This window comes from Rhizobium sp. BK491, assembly GCF_014194925.1.
Taxonomy (GTDB): Bacteria; Pseudomonadota; Alphaproteobacteria; order Rhizobiales; family Rhizobiaceae; genus Rhizobium.
The window spans coordinates 20,432-38,243 of record NZ_JACIAR010000003.1 but is presented as its reverse complement, the minus strand read 5'-3'; the positions used below and the strand labels follow the sequence as shown (position 1 = coordinate 38,243).

The window sequence follows — 17,812 nt, the reverse complement described above, 5'->3', positions numbered from 1 at the left end:
CATTTCCCGAGAGGGCTCTATGCGAGATCTCCATCCGTCAGCAGCCGGAATACGGCCCGTCTCGGCGAGCATTGTCCGCTATCCGGGCATTCCAGCGCTGCCGCCGGACACCGAGCGCTATCGCTGCAAGGGCGGTGGGTCGCTGGTCGTCCGCGTCGAACCCGGCGATCGGATTTCGGTGGCGGATAGCGAAGGCGGGCAGGTCTGCGAGCTGACCTTCCTTGACGAGAAGGGCCGCTTTCAATCCGCTGGTCTAGGGTCGGCATTCACCGGCGAGGCGACAGGTCTCAAAGCCATTCTTTCCTCGGGGAATGAAAGTGCGGTTCGCGTCAGGACGGCGCTGGAGCGGCGTGGGGCCGATCTGGCCTCTGCGGCAGCGCTTCGCCTCTTCGGCGCCTCTTCGCCGGCAGGCAGTACCGCGGAATTCACGATCGCGACCAAAGGCCTGCTTGTCGCCTGTGCGCCAGGAATGGCCATGTCGCCGGAAACGCAGGATACCGCAACACCAATCGAGGTCAGGATCCGCCGTGCGACGATCCTGCGAGACTATGCCTCCGCATTGCCCGAACCGCTCGCCGACCCGATCGAGAACATTCGCATCCGGGCAGCGACCGCTTCGGCCTACTTCGTTCGCGCCGGCGAATATATCCAGATCATCGATGTCTATGGCCGGCAATGCACGGATTTTCAGGCCTTTTCCGCCCGCAAGGTCGACAAGGGACTCGATCTTGCACTCGATTCTACAGTGACCCGCACCCTTCTTGGCCGCAGCTATCCAGCTCCCGGCCTGCCGTCCAAGGCCTTCGACCGCGATTTCGAGCCGCTGGTGGAAATCGTGCAGGATACGGTCGGCCGCCACGACGCCTTCGCAACGGCCTGCAATTCGCGCTACTACGACGACATGGGCTATCCCGGCCATGTGAACTGCACAGACAATTTCAATGCGGCACTTGCGCCCTACGGCATTGCCGGCCGAAAGGGCTGGGAGGCGCTCAACTACTTCTACAACACCAATGTCGATCACAATAACCAGCTCTATCTCGACGAACCTTGGTCGAGACCGGGCGATTACGTCCTGATGCGCGCACTGACGGATCTCGTCTGCGTCTCCTCCTCCTGCCCTGATGACATCGATGCGGCCAATGGCTGGGACCCGACCGATATCCATGTCCGCACCTTTTCAGGCAAAGAAAAATTCACACGAGCGGTGGCCTATCGCATGACCCCTGATGCCGACCCCGAACTGACGCGGGAGACCGCGTTTCACCCGCGCCTCTCCGCCCTGACGCGCGACTACACCGAATATCGTGGCTTCTGGCTGCCGAACCGCTTCTCCTCGGAAGGACCGGTCGAGGAATACTGGGCCTGTCGTGAACGCGCCGTGGTGATGGATCTCTCGCCGCTGCGCAAGTTCGAGGTGACGGGACCGGATGCGGAGGAATTGCTGCAATATTGCCTGACGCGCGATGTGCGCAAGCTATCGACCGGTCAGGTGGTCTATTCCGCCATGTGCTACGAACACGGCGGCATGATCGACGACGGCACGTTGTTTCGCCTCGGCGACAAGAACTTCCGCTGGATCGGCGGTGATGACTATAGCGGCATCTGGCTGCGCGAGCAGGCGGAGAAGAAAGGCTTCAAGGCCTGGGTGCGCTCCTCCACCGACCAGATGCACAATATCGCCCTGCAAGGCCCGAAGAGCCGCGACATCCTGAAGGAGATCATCTGGACGGCGCCGCGCCAGCCGACGATCGGCGAGCTCGAATGGTTCCGTTTCGCGGTCGGCCGCATCGGCCATTTCGAGGGAGCACCGGTCGTCGTCTCTCGCACCGGTTATACCGGCGAGCTCGGCTACGAGATCTTCTGCCATCCGAAGGATGCCGCTACTGTCTTCGATGCGGTCTGGAAAGCCGGCGAGCCTTACGGGCTGAAGCCGATGGGCCTGGAGGCACTGGATATGGTTCGCATCGAGGCGGGCCTGGTCTTTGCCCATCATGAATTCGACGACCAGACCGATCCCTTCGAGGCCGGCATTGGTTTCACCGTTCCGCTGAAATCGAAGCAGGATGATTTCATCGGTCGCGAGGCGTTGATACGGCGAAAGGAAAATCCGCGCCACCTGATGGTCGGTCTAGACATCGAGGCCAACGAAGCCGTGGGACATGGCGATTGCATCCATATCGGCCGCGCGCAGGTCGGCGTGATCACCAGCGCGACACGGTCGCCGATCCTCGGCAAAACCATTGCGCTTGCCCGGGTCGATGTCACGCATGCGGGGGTCGGCACCAAGGTTGAGATTGGCAAACTCGATGGCCAACAGAAGCGGCTTCCGGCTATCATCGTGCCGCTTTCGCATTACGACCCGCAGAAGACGCGACCGCGATCCTAATCCGCCTTCCTCTGCGCGCTCGAAATCGCGCGCGCAGCTTCTTCCGAAGAGTTTGCAAGCGAACGCATTTCGGCCGCCAGAACAGCGAAGCCCGATCCCGCCGTCCCCGCTCTTGCAGCCTCGATGCCGGCATTGACGGCAAGAAGCTTCAGATAGCGCAGGGACTGCAGGATCTCATTGGTCTTGGACGCGGTAACCCGCATGCCGGCGGTCTGCTCGTCGATACGCTGGTAGAGCGATTCGATATTCAGAATGCTGCCTTCGAGATAAAGAAGCTCCCCGGCCTCATCCCATACGCCGCCGCCGGTCTCCGTTACCCAGAGGAAATGGCCGTCGCGATGACGGATGCGATACTCCATCGTCCAGTCCGTGCGGCTTTCCAGCGCCTTGCCGACAAGCTCGTCCATGAGCGGGATATCCTCTTCGCACATGATCGAAGTAAAGGTTCGCGCGCGGTTGCCGATGATCTCGTCAGCGGGATAGCCGAAAATGCGCTCGATGCCGTCGGTCATCTCAAGCATCGTATAGTTTTCGTCCGCCCGGCAGCGATAAAGAAAACCCGCCATACGGCCGAGAACGCTTGTCTGAAAATCCATGAAGCCATGCCCGAAGAGAAGGTTGCGGATGAACTCGTTTCGTCTCAACGCACAAAAGAGCCGACAAGGGCTGCTCTTCGCCTCCCTTGCCGGTTAGGTGGGGAAGTGATCCCTGATCAATTGCGCAGATATTCCTCCATCGAATCGTCAAGCGCATCGACCCAGGGCGTATGATGCGTCGGCGACATGTTGCCGGTCATCAGCGAGCGGTAGGCGTGGTCGCGGAAGCCCATGATGTTCTCAGCCTTGTGGTGCTCCCACTCCATGAAGGTCTTGTTCGTGCCTTCGATGTCGAAGCTCGGATAATCCGTCTCGGCGAGCAGTTCCTTCACATAGTCGCCCTGGTACCAGATCATCTGCTCGGCATCCTCGAGGGTTTCTTCGCGGGCGCGCCATTTGTCGAAGTTTGCCTGCAGTTCCGCTTCCGGCGGCAGCTTGATGCGGCCCATGATGACATCACGCGCCCACCAGGCCTGCACGTCGAACATGTTGAAGGTATAGAACTGATCCTGCATGCCGATGTAGAAGAGCTGCGGATTCTTGTCGAAGATCACGCCCTTGTAGAGATGGTCGGCCCAGAGGCGGTTTGCCGTCTTCAAACGCAGATCATCCGGCAGGAAGGGGAAATGATGCTGATAGCCGGTGCAGAGGATAAGCGCGTCGACCTCCTTCGATGAGCCGTCGAGGAAATAGGCCGTCTTGTTCTCAAGACGCGTCAACAGCGGCCGCTCCTCGAAATTCTCGGGCCATTTGAAGCCCATCGGCTTGGAGCGATAGCTCGTCGTCACGGACTTCGCCCCGTATTTCCAGCATTGCGAACCGATATCCTCGGCCGAATAGCTGCGGCCGACGAGGAGCACGTCCTTGCCCTTGAACTCCAGCGCGTCACGGAAATCGTGCGCGTGCAGCACGCGGCCGTTGAAGGTCTTCACGCCCTCGAAATAGGGCACGTTCGGCGTCGAGAAGTGACCTGAGGCGACGACGACATAATCGAACTCCTCGTCATACATCCGGTCCTGAGGCCGATCATGCGCGGTCACCGTGAACTTCTTCGTCTCTTCATCGAAGCGCACCATGCGCACCGGCGTGCTGAAGCGCACCCATTTGCGCACATCGGCCTTTTCGACGCGGCCCTTGATATAGTCCCAGAGTACGGCGCGCGGCGGATAGGAGGCGATCGGCTTGCCGAAATGCTCTTCAAAGGAATAATCGGCGAATTCCAGGCATTCCTTCGGGCCGTTCGACCAGAGATAACGATACATGCTGCCATGCACCGGTTCGCCATATTCATCGAGGCCTGTGCGCCAGGTATAATTCCAGAGGCCGCCCCAATCCGCCTGCTTTTCGAAGCAGACGACTTCCGGGATATCAGCACCCTTCTTTGCAGCCGATTGAAAGGCCCTTAGCTGGGCAAGGCCCGAAGGGCCGGCACCGATAACGGCAACTCGTGTCATGTGGCATTCCCCTTCTCGATTCTATCGAAATTCTTATGGCATGCAGAAGTTCGGCGTGGCGTCCGGCATCAATCCGGGAAGATGCCGGGGCTGGTCGGCGCGCCGTCGTCATATCGCGAAAGCCAATCGATCGTAGTCTGGCGGAAGCGTGTCAGGCCCTTGTAGTCGATGAGCTCGGGCGGCAGCGTCTTCAGCACGCGCGGAAAACGGCGCGCCCATTTCGGCACGGTCACCAGCTCATTCATGTTCATCAAATAGCAGCGGATGACGAAGAGTATGGCGTTGGAGCGCGGCAGGCGCCACAGGCTCTGCAGCTCGACGCGCAGATGCACCTTCTCGCCGACATTCTCGGGCGTCACCGTGGTGCGATCCGGACCCCATTTCGGATAGTTTTCAGGACTGGTATCGAGGCGCGGATTGATCGTCATCGTCCAATTGAACCGGCGCGTCGGCTTGCCCAGCTGCAGGTTCAAAAGGAATTTGAGCGCACGGTCGAAGACGCCGATCTGGTGGGCAAGCGGCACCGGCCCGTGCCACTCCATGAAATTCATGCCGATATCGAAATCGAGCGACCAGTCGGCCTGGGTCGTCACCATGCCGGCATCCATCCAGAGATTGCCGTCGCGCTGGTCGACGATGCAGAAATCGCCCTGCGCCTGGCGCGAGATGTATTCGAAGGGTTCGTAAGGCAGAGTGGACGCATCGCCGAAGGTGAAGGTGTCGTCTATGCCAAGGGGACGATTGATCCAGCGCCACTGGTCACCGTTCTTGATGAGCGTGAAATGCTCGGGATAGCCGGCCGCCTGCTCTTCCATCAACAATTCCAGCGTATCCCATTGCGCCGTCATCATATGCGGCAGCGCCTGATAGCGAAGCGGATCTTCCTTCAGCACCAAAGCCCGGTCGTGCATCTCGGCGACATAGTGCTCGTCGACGTCGATGAGGCTTTCGTAGACCGTGTTCTTCCGCCCCTTCACATGCGGCTCCATGTTGACGGAATACATGTATTCGTCACGATCGAAGGGGAACGGGAAACGCCTGATATTTTCCGGACTGTTGCGGTAGCTGAAATCGTCCCTGAACGTTTCCTGCTTGAAGGCGATTGCCATGTCCGTTCTCCTGGATATCGGTTGAGTGCCTAAAGGTCGAGATGCAGCGCGCGTCCTTCGAAACGGGAAACGCAGATCATCACCTTTCGGCCGGAGGCCTTTTCTTCGTCGGTCAGATAGACGTCATTATGCAGAAGCTTGCCGTCGCAGACGGCGACACCGGTCTCGCACTGTCCGCAGGCACCGCCGCGACAGAGGAAGGGTGCATCGATGCCGGCAGCCTCGATCGCTTCCAGCATGCTCTCATGATGGCCGACGTGAACGGTCTTGCCCGACCGCGTCAGCATGATGGAGAAAGGCTTTCCGGGCTGCGACGACAGGAAGCGTTCGGAATGCAGGTTCTGCTCCGGCCAGCCAGCCTCCACGCCCGTTTTCAACACGCCGTCAATCATGCCGGCCGGGCCGCACACATAGAGATGCGTGCCGAGCGGCTGGCTTTCGAGCAGACGGGCTACGGGCATGAAATTGCGATCGGCGTCGCAATAGATCTTCACCCGCTGCGAGCCATATTGCTCGACAAGCTCCTGGCAATAAGCGCCGCGATCGAGCGAACGCACGGCATAATGCAGCTCGAAATTCGCGCCCTCACGGGAGAACTGCTGCATCATCGCAATGAAGGGCGTGATGCCGATGCCGCCGGCAATCAGCAGATGCTTGCGGCCGCGCCAGTCCGGCTGGAAGAGATTGACGGGATAGCTGACCTTGAGTTCGTCGCCCTCCCGCACCTTCTCATGCATGAAGGCGGAGCCGCCGCGCGAGTCCTCGACGCGCAGCACGCTGATCTCATAGGCCGAGCAATCATGCGGCGCCGACATCAGCGAATAGGCGTTGCGGCGAACATGGCCTTCGTCGTTCATCGACACGATGACATGGGCGCCGCCGGAAAAATAAGGCATCGGCGCACCATCGAGACGTTCGAAGCGGAAGCGCTTGATGCGGTCGGCAATGGGCGTCACCTTCGCGACACGAACAGGAATTTCCGTACCACCGCTCACAAGAACAACTCCTCTGGATCGGGCGCAGTGCCTGGCTCTTCCGCATCGATATTGACGCCCTGGAAGGCGCCGAGACGACGCGAGTAGTGGTCGCGCACCAGAAGTGGCAAACCGCAATGGCCGCAGTTGAACGGGCTGTGCGTGACATCCTCGGTGATGCCCTTGCAGTGGACGCATTGCACGCGGCGCGCCAGGGAACCGCGATGTTCCGTGATGATCGAGGCATGATCCATGCCGTAGTCGAGCGCCACCATCATTGCCTGGCCGATAAAGCCCTCGGTGCCGGCTATATAAAGCCGCGTGCCCATATGCGCCGTTGCAAGCGAGCCCTTCAGGCGGAAGAGCAATGTCGCAATGGTCGGCGCCGTGAAGAACATGTCGGCGCCGAGCCCGCGCAGGGCCTCATCATGGCCTCTGCCCTGCGAACCGCGCGCGACATAGAGGATTTCGCTGCGCGACAGGATGGTATCGTCAAGCCCGGCCGTCTGGTCGAGGAGGGCATTGGCCCCCTCGCCTTCCAGCGCGAACAGATGCCGCCGGGCATGCGGCTGGATGGAGAGACCTTTGTAGACCGGTCGGCTCTTGATGCCTTCGACAAGCATGAGCGCGCCTCCTTAGCCGATGGCCGTCCTCTTCTTCTTTTCCGGGTCGTCGAACGGCAGCGTATGGGCAATCGCGCTCGCCTTCAGGCTCTTGCCACGCACTTCCAGCTCCGTGCCCTGCACGGCCTTGTCGACATCGAGGCGGGCGATCGCCATCGATTTCTTCGTCAAGCTCGAATAGCAGGGGCAGGTGATGACGCCGACCTTTTTACCGTCGGCATAGACCTCGTCGCCGAGATCGGCCGGACCGTCTGCATCGATCAGCATGCCGAAGATCTTGAAACGCTCCTTGCCCTTGAGGCGTGCATGTTCCTCGGCGCCGCGGAAGCCGGTCTTGCCGGGGCTGACGGTGAAGTCGAGGCCGAGTTCCCAGAGGCTGTCGCCGGGCGGCTGGTCGGCAAAGGGATACATCTGCGAGTTATCATAGGGATAAAAGAGCAGGTAGCTTTCGACGCGCAGCATATCGAGGACGCTGAAGCAGCAGGGAATGATTCCCATCTCCTCGCCTTCAGCGACGATGCGGTCCCAGACCATCGGCGCATCCTGGCCGCGCACGAAGATTTCATAACCTCGCTCCCCGGTATAGCCGGTGCGCGAGATCATCACAGGCGCACCGAACAACGTCGTCTGCATGTGATGGAAATATTTGAGATCGCGGATCCCAGGCACATATTTTGCGAGATAGTCGACGGCGACAGGACCTTGCAGGGACAGATCGTGCAGATCGTCGTCGAAGAGGACAGCGCAGTTGCGGCCGGCCGCCTGCTTGAGCACTTCCTCGTGGCCGGAGCCGGAGCCATGTACCAGCATCCACGAATTCGGACCGGTGCGGTAGACGATGCAGTCGTCGGTGAAGTAGCCGCGGTCGTTGAGCATCGCGGCGTAGACCGAGCGGCCGGGATAGATCTTCGACATATCCCGGGTGGTGATATAGTCGAGCACGGCAATGGCATGGGGCCCGACCAGATGCACCTTCTTTAGGCCGGAAACGTCCATGATGCCGGCCTTGGTGCGGATCGCCACATGTTCCTGCGACATGTCCTTGTCGTAGGTCCAGGCGGTTCCCATGCCGCTCCAGTCCTCGAGTTTCGATCCGAGAGCACGGTGCCGGTCCGCCAAGGCGGAGAAACGCCATGATAATGCCATTTCGTTCCCTCATTTTCTTCTATGGAATAATTATTTCCTGACTATAATCGTCTTTCGCGCCTTGGCAAGCCGATCCGAAGGGTTTTTCTTGACCGTCCGGATGGTATTTCGCCGTCAAAACCTCGGCGGTTTTCTGCCGGCGGCGCGATGGGCCGCGATGACGGTGTTGGCCATCAGCATGGCGATCGTCATCGGACCCACACCGCCCGGAACCGGCGTAATCGCTGCGGCGACATCGGAGGCTTCACCATAAGCGACATCGCCCACCAGCCGGCTCTTGCCCTCGCCGCGCTCCGGTGCCGCGATCCGGTTGATGCCGACATCGATGACGGTCGCACCTGGCTTCACCCAATCCGCCTTCACCATCTCCGGACGGCCGACGGCCGCCACCAGAATATCGGCACCCCTTGCCACGGAGGCGAGGTCCTTCGTGCGCGAATGCGCCGTCGTTACCGTCGCATTGGCATTGAGCAGCAATTGCGCCATCGGCTTGCCGAACAGGTTGGAGCGGCCGATGACGACGGCATTCAGACTCGACAGGTCTTCGCCGTGGATCGAACGTACCAAAAGCATGGCGCCGGCCGGCGTGCAGGAGATCAGCCCGGTTTCGAGATCGCCGGTTGCAAGCTTGCCGGCATTGACGACATGCAGACCATCGACATCCTTCTCCGGCCGGATCGACTGGATGATGTCATCCGAATCAAGATGCTTCGGCAGCGGCAGCTGCACGAGAATGCCGTGGATGGACGGATCGTCGTTCAGCGACTGGACGAGCTTTGCCAGCTCACCTTGCGTCGTCTCGGCCGGCAGCGTGTGCTGGACCGACTTGAAGCCGCATTCCTTGGCCATCTTGCTCTTGGAACTCACATAGGCGTGGCTGGCCGGATCATCACCGACGATGACGACCGCAAGTCCGGTCTTCGCACCGGCCTCCTGCTCAAGTCCCGCCGCCGCAGCCTTCACGGCCTCGATCACCGAAGCGGCTGCCTTCTTCCCGTCGATCACCGTTGCGAGGGTCATCACTCACCCCATGCGCTCGGAGGCATAGGAACCCGGGCTTGCCGGGAAGACGACGGTGCGGTTGCCATTGAGGAAGGTGCGATAGTGGATATGGGCATGGATGGCGCGGGCGAGAACCTGGCTCTCCACATCGCGGCCGATCGAGACATAGTCCTCTGCGGACTGCGCATGCGTGATGCGCGCCGTATCCTGCTCGATGATCGGACCCTCGTCGAGATCGGCCGTTACATAATGCGCCGTCGCCCCGATCAGCTTCACCCCGCGCTCATAGGCCTGCTTGTAGGGGTTCGCGCCCTTGAACGACGGCAGGAAGGAATGGTGGATGTTGATGATCCGGCCCGACATCTTCTGGCACATGGAATCCGACAGGATCTGCATGTAGCGCGCCAGCACGATCAGCTCGGTGCCGGTCTGCTCGACCACGTCCATGATCCGGGCTTCCGCCTCCGGCTTGTTGGCCTTGGTCACCGGAATATGGTGGAAGGGGATGTCGTGGTTGACCACCACCTTCTGGTAATCGAAATGGTTGGAGATGACGCCGACGATGTCGATCGGCAGGGCGCCGATCTTCCAGCGATAGAGCAGGTCGTTGAGGCAATGGCCGAAGCGCGACACCATCAGCAGCACCTTCATGCGCTTCTTGGCATCGTGGATCTCGACGTCCATGGCGAACTTCTCGGCGATCGGCTTGAAGCCTTCCGCCAGCGCCGTCTCACCGACACCTTCTTCCGAGATGAAGGAGACGCGCATGAAGAACATGCCGGTGTCGAGATCGTCGAACTGGCTCGAGTCGACGATGTTGCAGCCCTGCCCGGCCAGATAGTTCGAGATCGCCGCAACGATCCCGCGCGTCGATTTGCACGCAACTGTCAATACATAGCTCGTCATGCTGATTTCCTCCGCCGTCCGCGGCCAAAATTCCGCTGTCGTGCCGGGGGCTCACGCCCCGGCACCTGAGCCCTTAAGGGCATCTTGTCGCTGCGCACTCAGATATCGAGCGTGCTGTCGCGCTCCCACTGCGTGAAATGCGAGCAGTAGGCGTTCCATTCCTGATGCTTGAGCTTCAGATAAGCTTCGGAGAATTCCGAACCGATCGCCTGCTTCAACCCCTCGTCCTCATCATAGGCACGCAGAGCATCCAGCAGATTGAGCGGCAGGCGCGGCGCATTCTTCACGAGATGGCCTTCCGCATACATGTCGATATCGTGATGCGGTCCCGGATCGGCGTTGCTGCGCAGGCCATCCAGGCCGGCAGCGATAATCACCGCCTGCAGCAGGTATGGATTGACGGCACCATCGGGCAGGCGCAGCTCGAAGCGGCCGGGACCGGGCACGCGCACCATGTGGGTGCGGTTGTTGCCGGTCCACGTCACGGTATTGGGAGACCAGGTGGCGCCGGAGGTCGTGCGCGGCGCATTGATGCGCTTATAGGAATTGACCGTTGGGTTGGTGATCGCCGCCAGCGACGAGGCATGTTTCATGATGCCGCCAAGGAAGTGTCTGCCTTCGGCCGACAGACCGAATTCCGCTTCCTTGTCGGCAAAGACGTTGGTCTTGCCGTCATTGCTCCACACGGAGATATGGCAATGGCAGCCATTGCCGGTGAGACCCTTGAAGGGCTTCGGCATGAAGGTTGCTCGAAGCCCGTGCTTCTCGGCGATCGACTTGACCATGAACTTGAAGAAGGAGTGCTTGTCCGCCGTCTTCAGGGCATCGTCGAATTCCCAGTTCATCTCGAACTGGCCGTTGGCGTCCTCGTGGTCGTTTTGGTACGCACCCCAGCCGAGCTCAAGCATATAGTCGCAGATCTCGGAGATGACGTCATAGCGGCGCATGACGGCCTGCTGGTCGTAGCAAGGTTTTTCTGCGGTATCGTATTCATCCGATATCTTGGCGCCATCGGCCGTGATCAGGAAGAATTCAGCCTCGACGCCCGTCTTGACGCGCTTGCCAGCGGCTTCCGCTTCTTTCACGAGCTTCTTCAGCACGTTTCGCGGCGCTTGGCCGACGAGTTCGCCCTCCATCATGCAATCGGCCGCGACCCAGGCAACATCCTTCTTCCATGGGAGCTGGATGACGGAGGAAGCATCAGGTACGGCGAAAAGATCGGGATGGGCGGGCGTCATGTCGAGCCAGGTGGCAAAACCAGCAAAGCCGGCACCGTCTTCCTGCATGCCGGCAATTGCCTGCGCCGGCACCAGCTTGGCACGCTGGCCGGAAAAAAGATCCGTATAACTGATCATGAAATATTTGATGCCTTTGTCCTTTGCAAAGGCAGCAAGATCCAGTGTCATTCTCGTTCCCCTTTGGATTTCTTCGAGACACTTCGATGATGCATGCAGCGGCCGGGCCTCGTAGCCCGGCCGAAATCTTAAAAGCCTCCCTTGCCCGGGTACCAATTGGTGCCGGCGAGCGGAATCTGCGCCATGGCGGCAGCTTCCATCGTCAGCGCACAGAGGTCCTCAGGTTCCAGATTGTGCAGGTGATTTTTGCCGCAAGCGCGCGCGATCGTCTGCGCCTCCAGCGTCATCACCTTGAGATAATTGGCAAGGCGTCGGCCCGCAGCAATCGGATCGAGCCGGCTTGCGAGCTCCGGATCCTGGGTCGTGATGCCTGCCGGGTCCTTGCCCTCGTGCCAGTCGTCGTAGGCGCCGGCCGTCGTGCCGAGCTTCTGGTACTCTTCTTCCCACTTGGGATCGTTGTCACCGAGCGCAACCAGCGCCGCCGTGCCGATGGCAACTGCATCCGCACCGAGTGCGAGCGCCTTCGCCACATCAGCCCCAGAGCGAATGCCGCCGGAGATGATCAGCTGCACCTTGCGGTGCATGCCGAGATCCTGCAGCGCCTGGACGGCGGGACGGATACAGGCGAGCGTCGGCATGCCGACATTCTCGATGAAGACGTCCTGCGTCGCGGCCGTGCCGCCCTGCATGCCATCGAGCACGACGACATCGGCACCGGCCTTGACGGCAAGAGCCGTATCATAATAGGGGCGCGCGCCGCCGACTTTGACATAGATCGGCTTTTCCCAATCGGTGATCTCGCGCAATTCCATGATCTTGATTTCGAGATCGTCCGGCCCGGTCCAGTCCGGATGGCGGCAGGCCGAGCGCTGGTCGATGCCCTTCGGAAGATTGCGCATGTTGGCGACGCGATCGGAGATCTTCTGGCCGAGCAGCATGCCGCCGCCACCAGGCTTGGCACCCTGCCCGACCACGACCTCGATCGCATCGGCGCGACGAAGATCCCTAGGGTTCATGCCGTAGCGCGAGGGGAGATACTGATAGACCAGCGTCTGCGAATGGCCGCGCTCTTCGTCCGTCATGCCGCCGTCGCCTGTTGTCGTCGACGTGCCGGCAAGTGTGGCGCCCCGGCCGAGCGCTTCCTTGGCGTTGCCGGAAAGCGCACCGAAGCTCATGCCTGCGATGGTGATCGGGGTTTTCAGCGTGATCGGCTTTTTGGCAAAACGGCTGCCAAGCACGACGGTCGTATCGCATTTCTCGCGATAGCCTTCGAGCGGATAGCGCGAGATCGAAGCGCCGAGAAAGAGCAGATCATCGAAATGCGGCACCTTGCGCTTCGTGCCGGCGCCGCGGATATCGTAGATGCCGGTCGCTGCCGCACGGCGGATTTCAGCGAGCGTATGATCGTCGAAGGTCGCCGACTTGCGGGGTGGCGTATATGGATTGTGGTAGCTCATGAGGTCCCCTTCGTCTCAATACGCGTCGGCATTGTCGATGTTGAAATTGTAGAGTTTGCGGGCCGATCCGTAGCGCTTGAATTCCTCGGGCTTGACGCCGCGCACGCCGGCCTTCTCGAGAAGCTCGGCAAGCTTCTCCAGATGCTCCGGGCGCATTTCCTTTTCGATGCAGTCCGAACCGAGACTTTGCACTGAACCGCGGACGAAGAGCTTAGCCTCATAGAGGCTGTCACCGAGCGCATCACCAGCGTCACCCAGCACGACCAGATGACCGGATTGCCCCATGAAGGCGGACATATGGCCGATATTACCGTAGACGACGATGTCGATGCCCTTCATCGAGATGCCGCAGCGCGACGCTGCATTGCCCTTGATAACGAGCAGGCCTCCACGTCCGGTTGCGCCGGCATACTGGCTGGCATCGCCTTCGATCACGACGCTGCCGGACATCATGTTCTCGGCGACACCAGGACCGGCGGAGCCATGCACGGTGACGTTACCGCCATCGTTCATGCCGGCACAATAGTAGCCAACCGAACCCCTTATATCGACGGTGACGGGCGCATCGATACCGGCGGCGACAGCATGATGGCCGCGTGGGTTGACGACTTCGAAGGCTAGATCGTTGGCGCCCGGGGGAAGGCCATGAAGGGCGCTGTTGAGTTCGCGTAGCGGTGTGACGGATAGGTCGAAAACTGGCATGTAAGATCTCTCTCGATTGCGGCTGACCTGATCAGGCAGCCTTTTCGTGATCCCAGAAATAGACGGTCGCCGGCTCCGGCTCCCAGATGCGGGCATCCTCGATGCCAGGCAGATTGACGAGCGCGCGATATTCGGAGCCAAAGGCGACATATTGGTCGGTCTCGGCCATAACGGCCGGCTTGCAGGCGATGGGATCGCGAACGACGCCAAAACCTGACTTGGTGCCGACGACGAAGGTGAAGAAGCCGTCGAGATCGTCGACCGCGCCTTCCAATGCCGCGCCGAGATCCTTGCCCTTTGCCATTTCGGCCGTCAGATAGGCGGCCGCGACCTCGGTATCGTTTTCCGTCTCGAAGGTCATGCCGACGCGCTTAAGCTCGCGACGCAGGTTGTTGTGGTTCGAGAGCGACCCGTTGTGAACCAGGCATTGATCCGAACCTGTCGAGAAGGGATGAGCGCCAAGCGTTGTGACAGCCGACTCGGTCGCCATACGGGTATGACCGATGCCATGCGTGCCGGACATGGCGGCGACGCCAAAGCGCGAGACTACATCCTTCGGCAGGCCGACTTCCTTGTAGATCTCGACGGTATCGCCGCTGCTCATGACCCGGATATTCGGGCGCAGAGCCGCCAGTGCTACTCGACCTTCGTCGAGCTTGTCCTTGGCAAGAGTGATGACCGCATGCGTGCTCTTGACCACGACGGATACCGGGACGTCGAGCGCGCGCCGGAGTTCATATTCCAGACCGTCGAAATCCTTGGCCGGATCGGCTGACTGGACGGTTATCTTCGCCGTGTTTCCGTTATCGTTGCCGTAGATCGCAATGCCCGCGCTGTCAGGTCCGCGATCGGTCATCGTGATCAGCATGGAGGACAGAAGCGCGCCAAGTTTCGGCTCCAGCGCCTTATCCTTCAAGAAGAGACCGACAATTCCGCACATGCCCAAACCCTCCGTTTTCGCATCTGCAAAATGGCTATCAGGTCCAACGCGGTTTTTCAACTCAAAAGAATAAATTTTTCTTTTTAGGCAAGTTAATCAATCTTGCCCCGCTGTGGATAGCTGATGATCGACAGGTATTTCGCCGGCAGTTTCACAAGCACTTCCGGTCCATGCGGCGCATCCGCATCGAAGAAGAGGCTGTCGCCGGGCTGCATGGGATAGAGCTGGTCGCCATGACGGTACATCACCTCGCCCTCGAGCATATAGAGGAACTCCATGCCCTCGTGCTGGAATGTCGGAAAGACATCGGAATCGGCCGTCAGCGTAATCAGATAGGGCTCAACGATGACACCGCTCGAATTGTTGTCGATATGGCCGAGCACATTATATTGATGGCCGGCACGCGTGCCGCGGCGTTCGAGTTCGACGCCCTGGCCAGCCTTGACGAAGACAGCATTGCGCGGCTCTTCGTAACGACGGAAGAAAGCTGTCAGCGGCACACCGAGTGCGCGCGACAGCGATTGCAGCGTCGTCAGCGACGGCGAGATATTGCCGTTTTCGATCTTCGACAGCATGCCGAGCGAGATGCCCGTCGCGGCGGCAAGATCCGTCACCGTGATGCCGAGCTTCTTGCGATAGGCGCGAACCTCGTGGCCGATCGCCATCTCGAGATTGTTTTCCTTCGGCTCGCGCACCGCATGCGGATTTTGTGAGAAAGCTGACCGTCCGCCATGGGACTGATCGTCGGCCGATATCTTGTCTGCCTTGGTTTTCATTTATGATCCTTTTTGCCGGCAGGGCTTGCTGCGGCGATCCTATCCTCCGAGTGAAATTTTCTCAACTGCCGCGAAAATCACGCCTGACGGGTATCACCGGGCGCAATCCCATAAAGAGAGCGATAGGCTCGGGCAAAATGCGCGCCGCTTGAAAAGCCGGTGGCGATGGCGATTTCGGAAATCGAAAGCGGGCTCTGCTCGAGGAGCCGCCGGGCATGCTGCAGCCGTATTCGCCGATATTGATCGAGAAACGTCGAGCCGAGATGAGCGGCAAACAGCCGGTCGAGATGACGCGGCGTGACGCCGGCAATCCGCGCCATGGCGGCACGGTCGAGGGGCATCTCGATCGTTTCCTCCATTTTTTCGAGCACGCTCAGCAGACCCGGATGATGGACGCCATAGCGCTCGGCTAGCGAGCCGCGTTGCGGCGCAGTCGGCTCACCCACCTCCGTATGCAGATACCAATCGCTGACGCGCCGGGCAAAATCGGCGCCCATGCGCTCTGATATCAATACATGCATCATGTCGAGCGGCGCAATACCGCCGCCACAGGTGATACGATTGCCGTCGATGACGAAGCGCGCTTGGCGCGGCGTAAGCACCGGAAAGGCTTCGAGCAGGGCTGGCGCATGCTCCCAATGAATCGTGAAATCGCGCTCAGCCAAAAGCCCGGCGGCGGCAAGCAGATAAGGACCGCCGGAAATCCCACCGATGCGTACGCCCTCGCGTGCGAGCTGGCGCAGGCAGGCAAGCACCGAAGGGTAATGCCAATCGCGTGGCGAGCCGCCGGCGCAGACGAAGACCGTGCCAAGACCGGATCCGCGACCTGGAAGATGCTCGGCCGGCACCGGCACGCCGCCCGACGATACCGCCGGAGTGCCGTCCGGCGAAAAGATCGACAATCGATAGATTTCACGCCCGGCCAGAAGATTGGCCGCCCGCAGCGGCTCGCTCGCAGAAGCATAAGACATCAGCGCGAATCCCGGGATCAGGACAAAGCCGATGGACTGACTATTTCTTGCGTCGATTGGAGCCATGTCCCTTTTCTATCGAAAGAGGTCCTAATTGGGCAAGTCGGCATTTGCCACTCTGTCATCATGAGCGCAATTCACAGCGGACCTGACCATGCGCTATTCGGCTTTCTCTGTTTTCCTCAACGGCCTACGCGGCAATACTGGCTGGGCGCCCGCCTGGCGCCAGCCGCAACCGAAGCCACATTATGACGTCATCATCGTCGGTGGCGGCGGTCATGGACTGGCGACCGCCTATTATCTGGCCAAGACCTTCGGCATCACCAATGTCGCCGTTCTGGAAAAGGGCTATCTCGGCTCGGGCAATATTGGCCGCAACACTACGATCATTCGCTCCAATTACCTGCTGCCCGGCAACAATCCCTTTTACGAGCTGTCAATGAAGCTCTGGGAAGGGCTCGAGCAGGATTTCAATTTCAACGCCATGGTCTCGCAGCGCGGCGTGCTCAATCTCTTCCATTCGGATGCGCAGCGCGATGCCTACACTCGCCGCGGCAATGCCATGCGCCTGCACGGCGTCGATGCCGAATTGCTCGATCGCGAAGCCATCCGTAAAAAGCTGCCTTTTCTCGATTTCGAAAACGCACGATTCCCGATCATGGGCGGCCTGTTGCAGCAGCGCGGCGGCACGGTGCGCCACGACGCAGTCGCCTGGGGCTATGCCCGCGGAGCCGATAGCCGTGGCGTCGACATCATCACCGGCTGTGAAGTCACAGGCATCCGCACCGACCAGGGCCGCGTCACGGGTGTCGAGACCACGAAGGGATTCATCGGTTGCGGCAAGCTGGCACTGGCGGCAGCCGGTAATTCCACCGTCGTCGCCGATATGGCGGGTCTGCGTTTGCCGATCGAAAGTCATGTGCTGCAGGCGTTCGTCTCCGAAGGCCTGAAGCCGTTCATCGATTGTGTCGTCACCTTCGGCGCCGGGCATTTCTATGTCTCGCAATCCGACAAGGGTGGCCTTGTCTTCGGCGGCGATATCGACGGCTACAACTCCTATGCCCAGCGCGGCAACCTCGCGACCGTCGAGCATGTTGCCGAAGCCGGTGTGGCGATGATCCCGGCACTGACCCGCGTGCGCTATCTGCGCACATGGGGCGGCGTCATGGACATGAGCATGGACGGCTCCCCAATCATCGACCGGACCCATATCGACAATCTCTATCTGAACGCCGGCTGGTGCTACGGCGGCTTCAAGGCCACGCCGGCATCAGGCTTTTGCTACGCGCATTTGATCGCCCGCAACGAGCCGCATGAAACGGCGACACAGCTGCGCCTCGACCGATTCCGGCGTGGCTATCAGATCGATGAAAAGGGCGTCGGCGCCCAGCCGAACCTGCATTGAGGACATG

At 60.3% G+C, this 17,812-nt stretch carries 16 protein-coding genes; 2 read left to right on the top strand and 14 right to left on the bottom strand.

Annotation, left to right across the window (positions count from 1 at the left end):
* Nucleotides 1–19 precede the first annotated feature (19 nt).
* On the top strand, nt 20–2,389 hold the full coding sequence (locus FHX05_RS14630) for a DUF1989 domain-containing protein (RefSeq protein ID WP_183872518.1): 2,370 nt from the start codon (nt 20–22) through the stop codon (nt 2,387–2,389).
* Here FHX05_RS14630 and FHX05_RS30770 read toward each other — a convergent pair.
* The 14 genes from FHX05_RS30770 to FHX05_RS14560 all read right to left on the bottom strand — a co-directional run bounded on the left by FHX05_RS30770 (nt 2,386) and on the right by FHX05_RS14560 (nt 16,466).
* Entirely contained in the window at nt 2,386–2,985 is a 600-nt protein-coding gene (locus FHX05_RS30770; RefSeq protein WP_112338234.1) for a PAS domain-containing protein, read from the bottom strand. The two genes, FHX05_RS14630 and FHX05_RS30770, sit on opposite strands and share 4 nt — an antisense overlap.
* A 116-nt stretch (nt 2,986–3,101) precedes the next feature.
* On the bottom strand, nt 3,102–4,439 hold the full coding sequence (locus FHX05_RS14620) for an NAD(P)/FAD-dependent oxidoreductase (protein ID WP_112400068.1): 1,338 nt from the start codon (nt 4,437–4,439) through the stop codon (nt 3,102–3,104).
* Nucleotides 4,440–4,507: 68 nt separating this feature from the next.
* The gene (locus FHX05_RS14615; RefSeq protein ID WP_183872516.1) at nt 4,508–5,548 is read right to left on the bottom strand and encodes a DUF3445 domain-containing protein; all 1,041 of its coding nucleotides are present in this window, start codon (nt 5,546–5,548) and stop codon (nt 4,508–4,510) included.
* Between the two features lie 29 nt (nt 5,549–5,577).
* Nucleotides 5,578–6,543 (bottom strand): PDR/VanB family oxidoreductase, encoded by a 966-nt coding sequence (locus FHX05_RS14610; RefSeq protein WP_183872514.1) that lies wholly within the window; start codon nt 6,541–6,543, stop codon nt 5,578–5,580.
* Entirely contained in the window at nt 6,540–7,145 is a 606-nt protein-coding gene (locus FHX05_RS14605) for a dimethylamine monooxygenase subunit DmmA family protein (RefSeq protein WP_183872512.1), read from the bottom strand. Before FHX05_RS14605 ends, FHX05_RS14610 begins: the two co-directional genes overlap by 4 nt.
* Nucleotides 7,146–7,157: 12 nt before the next feature.
* Nucleotides 7,158–8,291, bottom strand: a complete 1,134-nt coding sequence (locus tag FHX05_RS14600; RefSeq protein WP_183872510.1) for an aminomethyltransferase family protein — start codon at nt 8,289–8,291, stop codon at nt 7,158–7,160.
* Between the two features lie 114 nt (nt 8,292–8,405).
* Nucleotides 8,406–9,311, bottom strand: a complete 906-nt coding sequence (folD, locus tag FHX05_RS14595) for a bifunctional methylenetetrahydrofolate dehydrogenase/methenyltetrahydrofolate cyclohydrolase FolD (RefSeq protein ID WP_183872508.1) — start codon at nt 9,309–9,311, stop codon at nt 8,406–8,408.
* A gap of 3 nt (nt 9,312–9,314) precedes the next feature.
* Entirely contained in the window at nt 9,315–10,199 is an 885-nt protein-coding gene (gene purU / locus FHX05_RS14590) for a formyltetrahydrofolate deformylase (RefSeq protein WP_183871302.1), read from the bottom strand.
* Nucleotides 10,200–10,297: 98 nt separating this feature from the next.
* Nucleotides 10,298–11,605, bottom strand: a complete 1,308-nt coding sequence (gene glnT / locus FHX05_RS14585) for a type III glutamate--ammonia ligase (protein WP_183872505.1) — start codon at nt 11,603–11,605, stop codon at nt 10,298–10,300.
* 77 nt (nt 11,606–11,682) lie between these two features.
* Nucleotides 11,683–13,011, bottom strand: coding sequence for an FMN-binding glutamate synthase family protein (locus tag FHX05_RS14580; RefSeq protein WP_112339154.1), 1,329 nt, complete (start codon nt 13,009–13,011; stop codon nt 11,683–11,685).
* A gap of 15 nt (nt 13,012–13,026) precedes the next feature.
* Nucleotides 13,027–13,713: a GXGXG domain-containing protein gene (locus FHX05_RS14575; protein ID WP_112339153.1), complete on the bottom strand. Its 687-nt coding sequence runs from the start codon at nt 13,711–13,713 to the stop codon at nt 13,027–13,029.
* A 31-nt stretch (nt 13,714–13,744) separates the two neighbouring features.
* A complete protein-coding gene (locus tag FHX05_RS14570; RefSeq protein WP_112339152.1) occupies nt 13,745–14,653 on the bottom strand; it encodes a glutamine amidotransferase family protein in 909 nt (302 codons plus the stop codon).
* 92 nt (nt 14,654–14,745) lie between these two features.
* Nucleotides 14,746–15,429: a helix-turn-helix domain-containing protein gene (locus FHX05_RS14565; RefSeq protein WP_183872503.1), complete on the bottom strand. Its 684-nt coding sequence runs from the start codon at nt 15,427–15,429 to the stop codon at nt 14,746–14,748.
* Between the two features lie 77 nt (nt 15,430–15,506).
* The gene (locus FHX05_RS14560) at nt 15,507–16,466 is read right to left on the bottom strand and encodes a GlxA family transcriptional regulator (RefSeq protein WP_183872501.1); all 960 of its coding nucleotides are present in this window, start codon (nt 16,464–16,466) and stop codon (nt 15,507–15,509) included.
* A gap of 88 nt (nt 16,467–16,554) precedes the next feature.
* On the opposite strand from FHX05_RS14560, the gene FHX05_RS14555 reads away from it, so the two are divergent.
* Nucleotides 16,555–17,805, top strand: coding sequence for a sarcosine oxidase subunit beta family protein (locus FHX05_RS14555; RefSeq protein ID WP_112606179.1), 1,251 nt, complete (start codon nt 16,555–16,557; stop codon nt 17,803–17,805).
* The last annotated feature ends 7 nt before the right edge of the window (nt 17,806–17,812 follow it).

Coding starts and splice junctions, on each gene's coding strand:
- FHX05_RS14615 (WP_183872516.1), bottom strand. CDS start 5,548: ATGGCAATCGCCTTCAAGCAGGAAACGTTCAGGGACGATTTCAGCTAC.
- purU (WP_183871302.1), bottom strand. CDS start 10,199: ATGACGAGCTATGTATTGACAGTTGCGTGCAAATCGACGCGCGGGATC.
- FHX05_RS14605 (WP_183872512.1), bottom strand. CDS start 7,145: ATGCTTGTCGAAGGCATCAAGAGCCGACCGGTCTACAAAGGTCTCTCC.
- FHX05_RS14630 (WP_183872518.1), top strand. CDS start 20: ATGCGAGATCTCCATCCGTCAGCAGCCGGAATACGGCCCGTCTCGGCG.
- FHX05_RS14600 (WP_183872510.1), bottom strand. CDS start 8,291: ATGGCATTATCATGGCGTTTCTCCGCCTTGGCGGACCGGCACCGTGCT.
- FHX05_RS14555 (WP_112606179.1), top strand. CDS start 16,555: ATGCGCTATTCGGCTTTCTCTGTTTTCCTCAACGGCCTACGCGGCAAT.
- glnT (WP_183872505.1), bottom strand. CDS start 11,605: ATGACACTGGATCTTGCTGCCTTTGCAAAGGACAAAGGCATCAAATAT.
- FHX05_RS14575 (WP_112339153.1), bottom strand. CDS start 13,713: ATGCCAGTTTTCGACCTATCCGTCACACCGCTACGCGAACTCAACAGC.
- FHX05_RS14620 (WP_112400068.1), bottom strand. CDS start 4,439: ATGACACGAGTTGCCGTTATCGGTGCCGGCCCTTCGGGCCTTGCCCAG.
- FHX05_RS14580 (WP_112339154.1), bottom strand. CDS start 13,011: ATGAGCTACCACAATCCATATACGCCACCCCGCAAGTCGGCGACCTTC.
- folD (WP_183872508.1), bottom strand. CDS start 9,311: ATGACCCTCGCAACGGTGATCGACGGGAAGAAGGCAGCCGCTTCGGTG.
- FHX05_RS14570 (WP_112339152.1), bottom strand. CDS start 14,653: ATGTGCGGAATTGTCGGTCTCTTCTTGAAGGATAAGGCGCTGGAGCCG.
- FHX05_RS30770 (WP_112338234.1), bottom strand. CDS start 2,985: ATGGATTTTCAGACAAGCGTTCTCGGCCGTATGGCGGGTTTTCTTTAT.
- FHX05_RS14560 (WP_183872501.1), bottom strand. CDS start 16,466: ATGGCTCCAATCGACGCAAGAAATAGTCAGTCCATCGGCTTTGTCCTG.
- FHX05_RS14565 (WP_183872503.1), bottom strand. CDS start 15,429: ATGAAAACCAAGGCAGACAAGATATCGGCCGACGATCAGTCCCATGGC.